The sequence below is a fragment of the Bacteroides pyogenes DSM 20611 = JCM 6294 genome, from assembly GCF_000428105.1.
Classification (GTDB): domain Bacteria; phylum Bacteroidota; class Bacteroidia; order Bacteroidales; family Bacteroidaceae; genus Bacteroides; species Bacteroides pyogenes.
The window spans coordinates 13,562-31,547 of sequence record NZ_ATZH01000039.1 but is presented as its reverse complement, the minus strand read 5'-3'; the positions used below and the strand labels follow the sequence as shown (position 1 = coordinate 31,547).

At 45.9% G+C, this 17,986-nt stretch carries 8 protein-coding genes; 4 read left to right on the top strand and 4 right to left on the bottom strand.

Going from position 1 to position 17,986, the window contains the following annotated elements; translation table 11 throughout:
- Nucleotides 1-164: 164 nt before the first annotated feature.
- From C234_RS0110725 to C234_RS0110710, 4 genes are all read left to right on the top strand, one after another.
- The gene (locus C234_RS0110725) at nucleotides 165-1,700 is read left to right on the top strand and encodes a sulfatase family protein (RefSeq protein ID WP_027325772.1); all 1,536 of its coding nucleotides are present in this window, start codon (nucleotides 165-167) and stop codon (nucleotides 1,698-1,700) included.
- Between the two features lie 428 nt (nucleotides 1,701-2,128).
- A complete protein-coding gene (locus C234_RS0110720) occupies nucleotides 2,129-5,296 on the top strand; it encodes a SusC/RagA family TonB-linked outer membrane protein (protein ID WP_027325771.1) in 3,168 nt (1,055 codons plus the stop codon).
- 24 nt (nucleotides 5,297-5,320) lie between these two features.
- Complete coding sequence (locus tag C234_RS0110715) at nucleotides 5,321-7,102, top strand: RagB/SusD family nutrient uptake outer membrane protein (protein WP_027325770.1); 1,782 nt, start codon at nucleotides 5,321-5,323, stop codon at nucleotides 7,100-7,102.
- 36 nt (nucleotides 7,103-7,138) lie between these two features.
- Nucleotides 7,139-8,182 (top strand): DUF5017 domain-containing protein, encoded by a 1,044-nt coding sequence (locus C234_RS0110710; RefSeq protein ID WP_027325769.1) that lies wholly within the window; start codon nucleotides 7,139-7,141, stop codon nucleotides 8,180-8,182.
- A gap of 280 nt (nucleotides 8,183-8,462) precedes the next feature.
- Here the strand turns inward: C234_RS0110710 and C234_RS0110705 are convergent, their stop codons facing one another.
- From C234_RS0110705 to C234_RS0110685, 4 genes are all read right to left on the bottom strand, one after another.
- Nucleotides 8,463-10,424, bottom strand: coding sequence for a sulfatase family protein (locus C234_RS0110705; RefSeq protein WP_027325768.1), 1,962 nt, complete (start codon nucleotides 10,422-10,424; stop codon nucleotides 8,463-8,465).
- A 478-nt stretch (nucleotides 10,425-10,902) separates the two neighbouring features.
- Nucleotides 10,903-12,525, bottom strand: coding sequence for a sulfatase family protein (locus C234_RS0110695; protein WP_027325766.1), 1,623 nt, complete (start codon nucleotides 12,523-12,525; stop codon nucleotides 10,903-10,905).
- A 110-nt stretch (nucleotides 12,526-12,635) separates the two neighbouring features.
- Nucleotides 12,636-14,306, bottom strand: a complete 1,671-nt coding sequence (locus tag C234_RS0110690) for a RagB/SusD family nutrient uptake outer membrane protein (protein WP_027325765.1) — start codon at nucleotides 14,304-14,306, stop codon at nucleotides 12,636-12,638.
- A 22-nt stretch (nucleotides 14,307-14,328) separates the two neighbouring features.
- Entirely contained in the window at nucleotides 14,329-17,526 is a 3,198-nt protein-coding gene (locus C234_RS0110685; protein WP_027325764.1) for a SusC/RagA family TonB-linked outer membrane protein, read from the bottom strand.
- Nucleotides 17,527-17,986: the final 460 nt, after the last annotated feature.

Below are 17,986 nucleotides of genomic sequence, written 5' to 3'. Positions count from 1 at the left end.
GCCGGAGGAAACCTCAAAGCCGCCATTTTTGAATTTCGGACTGACTTGCCTCCGCCAAAGCAGGTTTGTACAATTTTGCACAATACATGTACATTTCATTCGGTCTTTTTGCGTCAGTCAGTTTATCTTTGCAATCAGACAAACCCTTTTAAAAGATGAGTGTCATGAAAAACATTTCACAACTACTTCCTCTGCTTTCCGGTGTTGCTTTGCTGACAGGCTGCAACCACGCCGGCAAAAAAGATAACGGGCAAAACGCACAGAAGCCCAATATCATCTACATCTTCTCCGACGACCTTGGTATCGGCGATCTCAGTTGCTACGGAGCTACTAAAGTCAATACGCCTAACATAGACCGGCTTGCCGGACAAGGCGTCCAATTCACCAACGCATACGCGACCTCCGCCACAAGTACCCCCTCACGCTTCGGACTGCTCACAGGCATGTATCCGTGGCGACAGGAAAATACGGGAATCGCTCCCGGCAACTCGGAACTGATCATCGACACCGCCTGCGTCACCATGGCAGACATGCTGAAAGAAGCCGGATACGCCACGGGAGTTGTGGGCAAATGGCATTTGGGACTCGGACCGAAAGGAGGAACCGACTTCAACAAACAAATCAGTCCGAACGCACAAAGCATCGGGTTCGATTACGAATTCGTCATACCTGCCACAGTAGACCGCGTGCCTTGTGTATTTGTAGAGAACGGAAGAGTCGTGGGACTTGATCCGAACGATCCTATTACAGTAAATTATAAGCAGAAAGTCGGAGACTGGCCTACGGGCGAAGAGAACCCGGAACTTGTTACGCTGAAACCCAGTCAGGGACATAACAACACGATTATCAACGGCATCCCCCGCATCGGATGGATGACGGGAGGCAAATCGGCGCTTTGGAAAGACGAAGACATAGCCGATGTGATTACAAACAAAGCAAAAGACTTTATCGCCGCTCATAAGGACGAACCGTTCTTTCTCTATATGGGCACGCAAGACGTGCACGTTCCGCGTGTCCCCCATCCCCGCTTTGCCGGAAAAAGCGGTTTAGGAACCCGAGGGGACGTCATTCTGCAACTCGATTGGACTATCGGAGAAATCATGCACACACTGGACAGCCTCCAACTCGCAGACAACACAATATTTATTTTCACTAGCGACAACGGTCCCGTCATTGACGACGGCTATCAAGACCGCGCGCTCGAATTACTGAACGGACACACGCCTATGGGCATCTATCGCGGAGGAAAGTACAGTGTATACGAAGCCGGCACACGCATCCCGTTCATCCTCCGGTGGCCTGCCAAAGTGAAACCAAACAAGCAGCAGGCTCTCTTCTCACAGATAGACGTTTACGCCTCTTTAGCCGCTTTGCTGAAACAACCCTTGAAAAATGGAGCCGCCCCCGACAGCCAAGAACATTTGGCTACGCTACTGGGTAAAGAAGACACGAGCCGCGATTACATCATCCAGCAGAATCTGAATAATACGTTAGCCATTATAAAAGGACAGTGGAAATACATCGAGCCGAGCGAAGGACCCGCACTCGAGTTTTGGACAAAAACAGAATTGGGCAACGATAAACAACCGCAACTTTACGATTTGTCAGCTGATCCGTCGGAGAAAACAAACGTGGCACGCAAGTATCCGGAAATAGCGAAAGAGCTGGCGGAACTTCTGGAGAAAGTAAAAAAGGAATAAAGCTTGAATAATCCGAAGTTCCTGTCGACGCAAAAGCAGATCGATAAAAAGACGGACCGAAAAGGGCGTTAGTTGAGAAGACAACCAGGCAAACTAGGAAATCGGTCGGTGCAAAAGCAGACCTGCGCTTATCAAGTTGACAAATATACCGTAAATAAAACAGCAAGTGTACTAACCAATTCAAAATCAAACTGACTATTTGACGGAAGAAAAGGAGAACAGGTAGACAAATAGAGCGGGAAACAGAGAAAAGCGGCAATAGGCCATGCTCCTCTCTGATAAATTTCCTTGTACAATTTTGTATCAATCATGAATAATTCTATCCATCAAGAAAAAGCGGATTGGATTATCTTTGCAACGATAAAGTTATAAAATCACTTAATTTTTACTATATGAAAAGACGTTTATCCACCCAAATGGGGAAAAGGATGCTCTCCTTTGCCGGATTAGTTCTGCTCTCTGTATCATTTGTATTCGCGCAAGTTGCCGTCAGAGGTACAGTGAAAGACGAAACGGGAGAAGGAATTCCCGGGGCCAGTGTTCAAGTAAAAGGAACCTCTCAAGGAACCATAACCGATATAGACGGCAAATTCTCTCTGGCTGCGCCTAATAAAAATTCGGTATTGGTTGTTTCTTTCATCGGCTACACTACTGTCGAGCAAAAAGTAGACGCTCAGAAACCCATGCTCATCGTTTTGAAAGAAGATACGAAGACATTGGATGAAGTAGTTATCGTAGGTTATCAGGAAGTGCGCAAGAGAGATTTGACCGGCTCTGTGGCGAAAGCCAACATGGCGGAACTGCTAAGTACACCCACTTCTTCTTTCAGCGAAACGCTGGGCGGACGCATCGCCGGGGTGAACGTCAGCTCGAACGAAGGTATGCCGGGCGGACAGATGAATATTGTAATCCGCGGTAACAACTCGCTGACACAAGACAACTCGCCTTTGTACGTCATCGACGGATTCCCTGTGGAAGATCCTGTAGTGGCTGCCGCCATCAACCCGAACGACATCGAGTCGATGGATATTCTGAAAGATGCTGCCGCATCGTCCATCTACGGAGCGCGCGGAGCGAACGGTGTGGTAGTGATTACCACCAAAAAAGGAACTATCGGACAACCGAAGATATCGTATGACGGCAGCTTCGGTATACAACACATCACAAAGACTATCCCGTTGATGAATGCCTACGAGTTCGTGAAATTGCAACAGGAAATTAACCCTGCTGTCGTATCCTCTACGTATCTGCAACTGTACGAGGGAAAACAATGGACGCTCGACGACTACCGCAACATTCCTCAATACAACTGGCAAGACGAGGTGTTCCGTTCGGCATGGATGACCAGCCACAACGTGGGACTGACAGGAGGTTCGGAAGGTATCCGTTACAACGCTTCGCTGTCGTACTATGACCAAGACGGTATCGTGCTCAACTCCAATTACAAACGTATGCAGGGACGCATGAATACCACCATCAACAAGAAAAAGCTGAGAGCCAATCTGGGTGTGAACTACTCACGCACCATCAGCTCCGGTTCTTCTCCGTCGCAAAACTCATACAGCGGCATGAACAACCTGTTCTACAACGTATGGGGCTACCGTCCGGTAACGGCTCCAGACACTCCGCTGGAGTATCTGAAAAATAACCTTGTCGACGAGTCGATCAACACCACCACCGACTATCGTTTCAATCCTTACATGGACTTGCTCAATGCTTACCGCAAGAACTACACCAATTATATACAGTTCAACGGATATGCCGAGTATGAGTTTATCAAAGGACTGAAATTGAAAATCTCGGGAACTTTCACAAGCGACTCACGCAACACAGACGTGTTCAACAATTCGAAGAGCCGCTACGGAAACCCGACTTCGAACGACAAAATTAATGCGGAAGAAGTAAATTCCCGCCGCCTGACATGGCTGAATGAAAATATGCTGACCTATCAGACCAACCTCAAGAAGAAACACTTTTTTACGCTTACCACCGGTGTGTCTCTTCAGAACTCCGATTACGAATACTACTCCTTCAAGATGGTGAAAATCCCCAGCGGCGTAGAGTCGTTAGGAATGGCCGGTATGAGCTCCGGTACGCCGGGCGGCAGCTCTTCATTCAAATCGTCATGGGCGATGCTGTCGTTCCCCACACAGTTCCGCTACAACTATCAATCGAAGTATTACGCTTCTGCCTCTTTCCGTGCAGACGGTTCGTCAAAATTCCGCGGCAACAACCGCTTCGGTTACTTCCCTTCCACTTCGTTCGCATGGAACTTCATGGAGGAAGACTTCATGAAACCGCTGAAGCCGGCACTCACGAGCGGCAAACTTCGTCTAAGCTGGGGATTGACGGGTAACAACCGCGTAGGCGAATACGATACGTTCGCTCTGTACGATCTGTTGAAGGAGAAAGCAGGCGACTATATCTCGATCAACAGTACTCCGAGCGGTGTGTATCCGTTCGAGAACAATACCGGCAATGTAGGCGTAGTGCCCATCTCACTCAGAAACAGAGACCTGAAGTGGGAAACGACCGAACAATGGAACGTGGGACTCGACCTTAGCTTCCTACAAGAACGTATCGGCGTGACTATGGACTGGTATCGCAAAACAACCCGCGACTTGCTACTGAATGCCATACTTCCTTTCTCTTCAGGCTACACAAGCTCCATGAAGAATATCGGAAAGGTACGCAACCAAGGATTCGAGTTCACGCTGAACACTACCAATATCAAGAAAAGGGACTTCAGCTGGACAACCAACTTCAACATCGCTTTCAACAAGAATAAAGTATTGGCGCTATCGGAGAATCAAACTTCGATGCTGAGTTTCGGCAAGTTCGACCAAGACTACAATTCGCAATACAACTACATCGCCAAAATCAACCATCCGATGGGTATGATGTACGGATTTATCTACGAAGGCACTTACAAATACGAAGACTTCAACAAAGAAGGCGACAACTACGTATTGAAGCGCAACGTTCCCCGCTATACGGCGGAAAACAACACGAAGCCCGGCATGCCGAAATACGCCGACCTGAACAAAGACGGAGTAATCGATGACAATGACCGCACGATGATTGGCAACGGACTACCGAAACACACGGGTGGCTTCACAAACTCATTCAACTACAAAGGATTCGACCTGAACGTATTTATGCAGTGGTCGTACGGCAACGACATTCTGAATGCCAACCGCCTGATATTCGAAAGTTCCAACAACCTGAAACGCGACTTGAACCAGTTTGCAAGCTATGCCGACCGCTGGACACCGGAGAACCCGAACAGCAACATTCCGCGCGCTACAAACTCAAGTTCAAACCGGGTATTCTCAAGCCGTGTCATCGAAGACGGCTCATTCCTGCGCCTGAAGACGGTGACGCTGGGATATTCGCTTCCCGGCAAACTCACCAAGAAATGGCATCTGGACAAAGCACGCATCTACGTGGCTGCCCAGAACTTATGGACCATCACCGGCTATTCAGGCTACGATCCTGAAGTTTCTATCCGCGAAGGAGCTTTGACTCCCGGATTGGACTACTCTGCTTATCCTCGCGCTTACTCTGTCAGCCTTGGTGTAAACATCGGTTTTTAATCATTCATCAAACGAAAATCCATTATGAAACTTATCAAGATATTCATTGTATTGTTTACTCTCGGACTGGGCGTTTCTTCCTGCGACTTCCTCGACAAAGATCCGTATCAGATTACTCCGAAGAACTTCTTTAAGAACAAGGACGACGCTTACTCTTTCCTCACGGGAGTATACGCCACGCTGCAACAAGCTCCTTTCTATGGGAACTCCTACCTTTTCCTCGTCGGAGGAGACGACCTCGGACACTACGGAGGTTTCGGACGCCCGCCCTATAAAACGGGATTGATTTGCAACAATGCCAACAGCAGTGACCCGGACGTTACTGCCCTCTGGTTCAACCTCTATGCAGGCATCAACCGTGCCAATCTGTTTCTGGCGAATATCGATGCCGTGCCTGACATGAAGGATGAAGAGCGCCTCCAATATAAATCGGAAGCCCGCTTCCTTCGCGCTTTCTATTACTTCACGCTGGTGCAGTGCTGGGGCGATGTTCCCTTCAAGACTGTTTATACCGAAGAGGCAAAGAATCTGTCGATACCGCGGACTGACAAACAGGAGATTTATGACTTCATCCTCACCGAAATGGCAGGATGCGCCAACAACCTGAGTTCGGCGGCAGAGTTAGGATACAAGCCCGGACGCATCTCCAAATCGGCTGCATGGGGAATGATGGCAAGAGTATATCTGTTCAGAGCCGGCGAGCACTACCGCGACAAGGTAGCCGCCAATCCGGAGGTACAGAAAGAATACTTCAAGCAAGCAAGCCATTACGCGCAGTTGGTGATGAAAGAAGGGCACTCGCTCGCCCCTTATTATTGGAGCTATTTCATCGACATCTGCTCCGACCAGTACAATACAACGGCTAACGAAAGCATCTGGGAAGTAGAGTTTGCGGGCAACCGCTCCAACGACATCCGTTCGGAAGGACGTATCGGGAACACCATCGGCATAAACTGTTGGGACTACTCTTCACAGACCAACGTGCTGGGGAAAGAAGACCCCGGATTCGGATACGGATTTATCTACGCTACTCCCAAACTGCTCGAGCTCTACGAAGCCAACGGAGACATCAACCGTTGCAACTGGAGCATCGCGCCGTTCACCTATACACGTTCCTCCAACAGCGGTACGGTAGACGGACGCTACTTTGAGTTCGGCAAGTTGGCGGAAGTAAAGAAACAATACTTCGACGAATCTTACAGCTACGGACCGGCAGACGATAAGCAGAAAAAAGGCGACCGCGAAAAGACCAAGCAGGCTTCGGACAACAACCGGAACAGGGTATGCGCGAAGTATCGCCGCGAATACGAAAACACCAAAAGCACCACGCTTGTCAAGAAGAGCAAGAACGATACATCCATCAACTTCCCGCTTCTGCGCTACTCGGATGTGCTGCTGATGATTGCCGAAGCCGAGAATGAGCTGAACGGCGGACCGAACGCTTTGGCTTACGACTGCATCAATAAAGTAAGAGAACGTGCCCGTCGTAACAAGAATGGCATGGAAGCTACTCCCGCCGACTTATCAGGCCTCGACCAGGAAGGCTTCCGGAATGCATTGAAAGACGAACGTGCCATGGAGCTCTGTTTTGAGTACACCCGCCGATTCGACCTCATCCGCTGGGGAGAGTACATCGAAAAAATGAACGAACTTGCACCCGTTGCGCAAGCCGGAGGATCTTGGACGCAAGGAGCATCGAACGTATACACATACTTCCAAATTTCACAGGCTTACAACTACTTCCCTATTCCGGCAAGCGAAATAGCGGTGAACAAACAGATTAACCGTAACAACCCGGGATGGTAAACCCCCAAAGAGAATACTTTAAAAAAGAAGCAAAAGATGAAACGATATAAATTAGCAATCTTAGCAGGTGTCATGGGAGCCTTTGTCGCTTCCTGCGACAAAGAGCTGAAACAAGATACCGAACTGCGCGTAAGCGTAGCGGCGGAAGAGAACGTCGGTTTCGACGGAAAGACCGTGACCGTAAAAAAGGGTACGCCCGTTACGTTCAATTTCAGTGGTGACCCCGACTTCATCACTTTCTTCAGTGGAGAAACCGGATATGAATACGCCCACAAAGACCGTACGGAAATGACCGAGGCCGATGTATTGAGGTGCAACCTTACATTCAGCGTATGGGCGCAGTATGGAGAAGCGAAGGATATCTTATCCATGTATATTTCCGACTCTTTCCCCGGTATTGCCAAGAATAACTTCGAGGCTGATTCGGTACTGGTGGAGAGCTTTGCCTGGTCGGAACTGGTTCCGAAAGCCGAATTGCCCCAGCAAGCGGTAGGCAGTGAGAAAGACGCTACCGAATACGACATCGATTTAAAACCCTACCTCGGAAAGAACATTACTCTGGCTATTTGTTACAAAGGGGTTTCGAATGCGAAGCCGCAATCGAAGTTCTACTTTCTGAAAATGCAAATCGACAAAGCTTTCAACAACGGACAGGCCGAAACAAAGCCGGCAAACAGCTTCGGTTTCACGCCCATCAACATGGACAACAAGAAAAATTTCAAAGATCAGCAGAAAGCCGTGTATAAACCTCAACCGGACAACAAAGAGTATGGATACGTAACCAACAACATATCGGGTATCTGGAATTTGGCTACGCTTAACAACTTCTATATACATTCGTCCGCTAAGGATGCAGACTTGAAGTACAGCTGGCTGGTATCCGACCCCATCTCCATCGACAATCTTTGTAATCCGGACATGGGTGTAGGCATCAAGAACATCACCCAGTCGGTGCCGAGCTATACATATACCTATAAAGAAGCAGGTACATATACCGCTACGTTTGTAGCCAACAATGCGAACTACCTCCACCACGGCGGAGAAGTGATTCGAGAACTGACGATTCATGTAACTGAATAAAAGATATATTTTACCCCCAAGCAGATTAAAGAATCTAAAAAAATCGACTTTAATCAAATTATCGCAAGAGAGGAACCGTGAGGCTCCTCTCTTTATTTTTGTACAAAAGTCCTAGCTTTCCCAACTTCGTATTTCTTATCAGTCCCAAATTTTATCTTAGAGTTTTTTTATCTATGATGCAAAGATGAAGTCGAAATGAAGTGGACTCCAAAACAATATTAATTTTAAAATGTTAAACCGGCACCCTAACAAACAATATCCTATTCCCTGTGGCTTATCTTCAATAAGGCAAAGGCACTATCGGTCTGCGACCATAGTTTAGTTTTAAACCTTTTTGATATGCTTCAGGACCATACAAGTCTTTTATATCCATCTCACCCAGGTTCACAAGAATGCCTCGTGCCATGAGTCCGGCATCTTCGTTCTCAAGACGTGGCAGAGTTTCCGCTGCTTCTTTCAGTTCAGCTAGGAACGGAAGAATATAACTTCTCATTTCAGGATCCAAAGATAGACATTCCAGTGATGAGTATCCTATCTTTCTATGCTTTTCTTGCGCTGGGGTAATGAGGCGAGCAATACCCTCCTGTATTTTACCCAAATATGCCGCCGCATAGGCGGCTTCAGAAGCGATGTAGGGATTATCATCTTGAAGGAGTTCCAATAGGCCTTGAGGACAAGAAGTAATTTGCTTTTCTCTGGCAAGCTTGGCATAACCCACTACTCCCCAAAATCTCATTTCGGGTAGTGGACTGCCAATTGCTCTTTCTAACATGCACAAGGAAGCGGGAGTTGCAGTTCCTGCTGTTTCAACAAGGCTATAAAGTTCATTCAAGGGGTATTTTTCCTTACGTACCTTATTATAGAGTATATGTCCGGTACGTGAAGTGGGAAGGAAGAATCCCAGATCACCAGTAGTACGTATATGCTCAGATAGTGCTTGGCGCATTTTGGACAATATTTCTGCATATTGGAAAGTACCGGATAAGTCGTTCAGTTCACCCGGATCTTTTTCAAGGTCAAACAGCATCTCTGCCGGATGGGGTTCGAAAGTCTGCTGCCAGTCAGGATTGGTATTGTGTCCTCCCAATACCAGTTTATCCCATGCTTTGTTGGACGGCATTCCCCATTGATAATAATTACGCAAGGCGAACTGACGGTAGGGGATATAACTGCGGATATACTTAAAGCGCCCATCAGTGACGGCGCGTACCGGCATGAAATGATGTAATTGGTTAGCTGCCAAGGCAAATTGTAGTTCACGTTTTTCTTTATTTGCAAACTTGCCGTAAAGAGCTTTACCTTGCATCTGTTTGGATGGTTTTACGCCTGCAAGACTGAGTACGGTAGGAGCCAAATCTGTAAAATTAACTAACCCATAATCTTTGCCCGTACCATTGTTTACCAAGTGTCGCCATTTGGGTGGGAAGTAAACTATCAAAGGCACTCTTAGGCCACTTTCGTACAAATATCCTTTGCCACGGGGTACACAACCGCCATGGTCACTAAAGAAAAATATAATTGTATTTTCATCCAATCCTTTCTCTTTCAAGTCTTTCAGAAAGAAGCCCAACCAGGTGTCCACGTCTTGTACTGCCTCCAAATGGCCGGCGTAATCGGAGCGTACTTCCGGCAAGTCGGGGATGTAGGAGGGCAATGAAACTAATGCCGGGTATATGCCTTCTTGCGTATAATCTCTACGTCCGTCGGTGTGGAAAGTACGGATACGCCCCATGTGTGAGGTTACTGTATTAAATACAGCGAAGAAAGGCTGTCCTTTTCTTCGTTTTGAGCTATTGTACGAGGCTTTATTGTTGCATTCGTCCCAACATATTTTATTATCGGTGGTGGAGTTGTAGTGTGTCTTGCTATTGTTAGTACAATAATATCCGACCTCGCGTAATTTTTGAGGAAAGAAAATATCAGCTGGTGTATCATAGGGTACGGGATGTATATCCATTCCGTAGGTGCTCGAATAGCAGCCGGTGATAAGTGAAGAACGGGCTGCCGAACTTTGAGGAGCTACAGACCATGCGTTCATAAACTGTATGCCGCAAGAAGCAAGACTGTCTGCATTGGGAGTATGTACCCCTTTGTTGCCGTAGCAGCCGAATTCGTATGCACTGGTATCTTCAAAAGTGAGCCAAAGAATATTTGGTCTTTCATTTTTTCTGTCCGTTGCCTCTGCCTGCACGGAATACAATCCGTAAAAGGAAGTACACATTAATAAAGGTAATTGTCTCATAAAACACTAAAATTAAGGATATCTGTTTACTAAATTAATTCTTTGCAACTAACAAAGGCTTTCTTTTGTTTAAAAGTTTACTAATATTATTTCTGCAGGTGAGTTTTCTACAGAATTAGCGCCAATTAATCAATATTGGCTCAAACACCTATCTATAATAATGTGGGATAAAAACACCCATCTTGTTGCATATATATATTCACGACGCTGGACATATATGGCTACCGTGGTGAGTATATATGGCTACCGCGGTGAGTATATATGGCTACCACGGTGAGTATATATGCACACGGAAACAGCAAAACATACCTGCCGAATCGAAAATATAAATCCCTGAATAATAACAGAATAAAAAAGTCAGAGAAAAAGGATACGGGAAAGGGCAGATACACTTTTGCTCACGGAGACCGCTCCGGCTACCGGTGTATGAAGAGAACGGAAAAGCCGTAACCGGAAGCGGAGAGAAGCTATGAACATCTCATGGGAGGAAACGATTTTTATTTACAAAACGTCTATCGCCCTTAAACAGTTCTTTCACTTTCTCATCGGGGTCGTTGTCGTTGTATTGCTCCTGAACATCTTTCAGCAGCGATATAAGTTCCGCCTGTTTGTCCGCATATTCCGGTTTTCCGAATACATTATTCAGTTCGCCGGGGTCGTTCTTCAAGTCATACATTTCCCATTCGTCTACGTCATTGTAGAAATGAATCAGCTTAAACTCCGCCGTTCGGATTCCGTAATGCCGCTTTACCGAATGTTCTGCCGGGTACTCGTAATAGTGATAATAAGCCGCTTTTCTCCAGCCGTCGGGTATTTTGCCTTCATTGGTCAGAACAGGTTTCAGAGATTCTCCCTGAATGTCTTCCGGTATATCCGCTCCTGCAAAATCCAACAGCGTAGGAGCAAAGTCGACATTCATGGCAATGGCCTTCGAAACACTACCGGCTTTTATGGTCTTCGGATAACGGATAACCAGAGGCATACGTTGCGATTCTTCATACATAAAGCGTTTATCGAACCACCCGTGCTCACCCAGAAAGAAACCTTGATCTGATGTATAAATGACAATCGTATTATCCAGTTCACCGGTTTTCTCCAGATAATCCAGCAAACGCCCTATATTCTCGTCCACAGCGACTGTCGTAGCCAGATAGTCACGCATATATTGCTGGTATTTCCAGCTTACCAGTTCCTTTCCTTTCAACTTGCCGCTACGGTATTCGGCGATTCGCTGCGCATAAGCGGAGTCCCATCTATCCTGCACATGAGCGGGCATACGCTTATAAACCTGAAACAGACGGTTGGTGGTATCTTTCAGCATATCTTCACGGGTCAGCAGTTTCAAATCCCAATCGTCGGTCAGCGTATGTTCAACAGACATATCCTGTTGCTTGGCCGCAGACCCTCTGTTTTCGTACGTATCGAAAAGCGTGGCAGGTTCGGGAAAGGTTGTATTATTGAACATCCCCAAATGACGGGGTGCGGGCATCCAGTTGCGATGAGGAGCTTTTTGATGATACATCATACAGAACGGTCTACTCCTGTCTCTGTGTTCCAGATACTCAATAGCCTTGTCTGTAATAATATCTGTGACATAACCCTGCTCCACAATCTGCCGTCCATTCTCATTGAAGTCGGGATTATAATAATCTCCCTGTTCATGCTGTCCGGTCAGGATACACCAATAATCAAATCCCTGAGGCTCTGTAATTAAATGCCACTTCCCGACAATGGAAGTCTGATAGCCTGCCTTTTGCAGCAACTTGGGAAAAGTCTGTTGGTTGCCGTCAAAAACGCTGGCATTGTCGGTGAACCCGTTGACATGGCTGAACTTACCGGTCAATATACAAGCCCTTGACGGCCCGGAGAGGGCATTGACCGCATAGCAATGATCCAAGCGGATTCCTTCGTTGGCAATTCTATCCATATTCGGTGTTTGAATAAGGCGTCCTCCGTAGCAGGACATGGCTTGCGTAGTATGATCATCCGTCATCATAAAAATGATGTTCGGACGCTTCGTCTCCTCTTTCGGTTTGCTCGAAGCACAAGCACCCACACCGACGGCTGAAAGAGGCAAAATGAGTAATGATAGGTGGTTCATTGCATGTAGCTTTAATCTGTTATCCATCTATGAAGTTTTTTTCAAAAGCACGATGGAGAGAGTATAAATCCGGCGCTACGATTTCTCCATCAATGCTATATTTCGTTGTTTTATTCGTACCCCGGATTATTCCGGTTGTTCAATGCCGGATTAGATTGCAACTCTCCTAAAGGAATCGGGAAAAGCTCGTGCTGCCCTTTGATAAACTTATCGCCGGCCACATATTTTCCTTTGAGCGATTGATCTAAATTCTTCTGGAAAAGCTTTAATGTACTATCCAAAATCCCCCAGCGCAGCAGGTCATACTTACGTTGCCCCTCGAAAGCCAACTCAAAGCCTCGCTCCCAATAAAGAGCCGTACGGAATTTACCGGCAGCATCTTCATCGTTAATATACGGCAAGTCATACACATGAGGAGCTTTCAGCAATGCGGCGTAGTTGGCATCTGTGACAGGAGTCGCTTTTGCGCGGACACGCACCGTATTCAGCAAATTCCAAGCCTCCGGAGTATTACCGGTTTCATTATACGCTTCGGCAGCCATCAATACGACGTCAGCATAACGCAGCGGGCAGTAGTTCACCCCCGTATTATTGGGGTCAACAAATCCTCCGGGCATCCACTCTCTGCGCCACTTGCCCGGATACCAATCGGTAGGTTTTGCATTCTCAACTTTCTTATGGGTTGCATTCTTCGCATCCCATTTATACTGGTAGGTACATACCATTACGTCTCTTCGCTCATCACCGGCTTCGAAGAAATTCTTCCATGCGGGTACCACACGGAAAAAAGCATTGGCACGCCCCCATGTATTCGGGGCAGCATTCTTCCCCGGCGCCTCCACTTTCGGACCGTTATAGGTTCCCCAAGTGCCGGCATTATCCTTGTATCCCATTCCGGTCGGGTTAAAAGCAATCTCCCATAAGCTTTCTTTCGAATTCAAAATACCGGCTGAATAATCCATAAACAATTGTTTGAAACCGCCTTCATAAAAGTCATGGTAACCTTTACTGCGGAAAGCGCTCCATTCGGCAATTACAGCATTGAAATATTCGTTTCTCTTAACCTCGTCAGGACGAGTCAGGGCGCCGTCCTGTTGCAAGCTGTAACCGGCACGCTGCAAGTAAACACGCATCAGTAGTGCATGGGCGGCTCCTTGTGAAGGAACTTCGGGTGAAAGCGAAGCGCTTCCTTTCTGCAGGTTTTCTTTGGCGAAAGTCAAATCGGCAATGATCTGATTATAGATTTCCTCACGGCTTACACGCCCATTAAAAGCGCTCTCGTACCCGGAAGTATAGGTCGTTTTAAACGGTACGTCGCCCCAATACTTAATTAAGTCGAATGCCAAGAAAGCGCGCAGGAAACGAGCTTGCGCCACCAGTTCCTTTAAATAGGCGTCTCCCTCAAAGCCCGGCATCTTCTCGATTCCTTCAATAGCAAAATTGGCACGGTCGATGCCCAGATACTTGTATTCCCAAAGATCCGCAATCCACGTATTGGTCGGTTTCACCATATAATGAGCGATGTCGCGTCGGGTATTGTCCGTACCTGTTCCCTGTATATAATAGGTATCGTCCGAAGCGGGCATGGCCATCTCAAACTGTCCATAATGCTTGTCTATAGATAAACAATCGTAAATACCTATCACGGACATTTTAGCCTGATCTGCTGTTTTAAAGAAAGTATCCTTTTCATAGTAAGAAGTAGGTTTTTCCGTCAGTTCGCAAGCGTTAAATCCTACTATCCACAATGCGCCAAGCGCAATCATTTTATATTTTTTCATTGTATTCTCTTTTTAAGGTTCATTAGAATGCTAAATTAACACCAAACACAAACGAGCGACTCTTTGGATAAGCGCCAAAGTCAACGCCCGGAGTCAAACTATATCCCATTGTGGAAACTTCAGGGTCGAATCCGGAATACTTAGTCCATGTCAGTAAGTTAGCTCCCGTAGCATAAATGCGCAGTTTGCTTAAACCAGATTTACCGATCATTCTCTTGGGGAAAGTATAGCCTAAAGTAACATTGCTCAACTTCAGGAAAGAGCCGTCTTCCACAGCCCATGAATGAATATAAGTATCACCCACTTCGTTATCATAAATAGCGGCAACGGTCTTTCCTTTGTTAACAGCGGCCATCTCTTGCGGATCTGTAATCAATTCGCCGGATTTATTGACCAGCTCCCAGCGATTCTTAGACTCGGCCACAGCCAAAACATTCTTGTTCTTTAAAGCTGTTTTGGTATTGGTCAGCTTGGTCGCATTGAAAACGTCATTACCAAAGCTATAAGTCAGGAAGATGCTTAAATCGAAGTCTTTGTAAGTAAAGGTATTGTTGATACCGCCATAGACTTTCGGATAAGCGTTACCGATGACAGTTTTGTCTGCTTCGGTAATCTTATTATCTTCACTGCCGTCTATGTTCTTAAACTTCCACATTCCCGGTTTTACATTGCCTTTATCACCGGCATGCGCAACACCCTCTTTAAGATGATAAGTTTTGGTTGCCGCATCATAATCAAAGTCGGATACCTGATATAAGCCCTCTGTCACATACCCGTACATTTGCCCTAGCGGCCGGTGTACACCGATGATGTGAGTATTCTGATTGTATCCGAAATTAGCTTCCCACAACTGTACCTCTTCACCCGTCAGCCTCTTTACAGAGTTCTTGTTGTGAGACAAAGTTACCGTTGTATTCCAAGTAAATCCTTTTGTGACAATATTGGCCGAATTGACAGTCAGGTCAATACCCTTGTTTTCCGTTTCACCGGCATTGATCACCATTTTGTTATATCCGGATGAAGTGGGTAATTTCGCATTCAGAAGTAAGTTGCTACTACGGTTTATGTAGAATTCCGGAGAAACTGTCAGGCGTTGGTTGAAGAATCCGAAGTCAAAACCAAAATTAAAGGTCTTATTGGCTTCCCATTTCAAATCGGGATTAGGGATTTGTTTGGATACATAACCCGATTGGGTGGAGTCTCCATTGGGATAAGTAACCGAATTCAAGACCGCCAGGCTAAGATAATTGCCAATACGGTTGTTACCTGCCATACCATAACCCAAACGAACTTTCAAGTCAGAGAACACGTTCAGTCTTTTCATAAATTCTTCTTCTCCCAGACGCCAAGCGGCAGAGAATGCCGGAAAGTAACCCCATTTATTATTCTTGCCGAATTTAGAAGAGCCGTCGGCACGAACCGAGGCAGTAAGCAAGTATCTATCTTTGAAACTATAGTTGAAACGGGCAAAGAAAGAAAGCAGTTTATCATCGTAGTTTTCGCCAGATGCAACTTCGGTAGGCAATCCCAATGAAAGATCTGCCAAGCCTATGTCGTCGTTCGGGAAGTTGGCAGCCGCTGCTTTAAAATGGCGGTTCCAACGGTTCACATACTCCTGACCTACCATAACAGTCACATCGTGTCCTTTCCCGGAACATTTATAGTTCAAGACATTCGATGTTTGGAAACTTCCGTTCTCCAGATTTTGAATACTGCCATTAATGCTGGAACGCTTGGCTATTATTGACTTATCTCCGTAAAAAATACCGTTACGACGTGTTTGATAGCGCATACCTGTCGTATTACGGAATGAAAAACCTTTAAGCAGTTTCAATGTAAAGCCTCCGTTAGCCTGGAACGTACGATATTCACGATCATTTGTCTCCTCTGCCGCAGAAAGCAAGGGATTTTGCATTACATTCCCCGCATCGTCCAAAAAAATAGGATCTTCATCCTCCAATAACATATCATCCGTTCCATTGATTCCTATTGTAGGACGATACTGTAAAATATGCTGCATCTTATTGAAGCGGTCGCCTCCTTCGGAAGTACCCATACCGTAAATCTTCATCTGGTCGTAGCTGATACGGGCATTAACGCTTAAACGATTGTTCAATTTATGATTCATATTGAACGAAATATTATGCTTTTTGCTCCCGCTATATACCATGGCGCCTTCTTCATCGTAATAAGAATATCCCAGATTATAGTTCAGTTTATCCGTACCTCCGGAAACCCCTACGCGGTAGTTCTGTGTCAATGCCGTACGCCCCAAAGTCTCTTTCTGCCAATCCAAACCTTTACGATCAGCATAATTCGCTTCAATCTCACTATATTTCCCGTAAAGATTCTCAAAAGCCTTTGTTGCTTTATCCCAGTCTTCGGGGGTAGCAGCGCTGTAAACGCGACGCTCATAATCCAGCATGGCAAATTCGGAAGTAGAAAGTACGTCCAGCTTCTTCGCTATCTTCTTAAAACCTACGTAGCTGTCGAATGTTACCGTAGATTTACCGCCTTTGCCTCCGCTCTTTGTAGTAATTACCACAACTCCATTGGCCCCCCGCGCGCCATAAATGGCTGTAGCGGAAGCATCTTTCAAGATGTCGATGGTTTCAATTTCCGCCGGATCGAGAGTTGACATGCCATCTTCACTGGGAAAACCGTCGATGATGTACAACGGCTCATTGCTTTGAGTAATAGAAATACCTCCGCGAACACGGATAGAGATAGAGGCTCCCGGGCTGCCTTCAGTCTGCATAACCTGCACCCCTGCCATACGTCCGGCCAATGCTTGGGTTATATCGGCTGTAGGGACTTTGGAAAGTTCTTTGCTATTCACGGAAGCTACCGAACCGGTCAAGTCTTTTCGCTTCACTGTGGCATAGCCGATGGCAACGACCTCATCCAGCATCACAGCATCAGCCTTCAATGTCACGTTAATAACACTACGCATGTTGACTTTCACCTCTTGCGAAGTCATTCCCACATACGAAAACACCAGCACATCTTTCGATGCGTCATTCACCTTCAAGGTATAGTTACCGTTAATGTCGGTAACTGTTCCGATACCGACAGCACCTTTAACAGTAACACTGCTTCCAATCACTTCATATCCTTCGCTATCGACCACCTTACCTGTAACTGTCAAGCTTTGCGCATACACCGACATGTTGACAAAAGCGAGGATAAACATTAAAAATAATTCTTTTAATTTATACATAATAATAAATTTAGGGTTAGCTTTATATTTTGGGTAAAACCAATATTCTACAAATACCAAGAATTGCGGAATCAAGTCTTGCAGATAGTTAAAACAAGGATTTTATCTTAATTTAGTCCTCACTGAATAAATATATTATTAGGATATAATTATAATGCTGTTTCGGTCATTTCATTTTCTCCGGGAAGGATAATGTATAAAATAATAGCGCTATTGAAAAGACTATATTTTTCATGAATAGATTTCAACACTCAAAGGTAGCTTTCTACCGCTGATCTTCCATTCATTTTTATACAACATTCTGTCACATACGTTCATGCATCCTACAATTTTGTTGATTTGATATTAATTTTGTTGAAAAGGCATTCTTCGAAACTTTTTAAGACATTTTAGAACGTAAAAAGCTTTCTGTCATGCATAAAAGCCTTACTTTAGCAAAGTAGTAAACAAATGTCCTTTT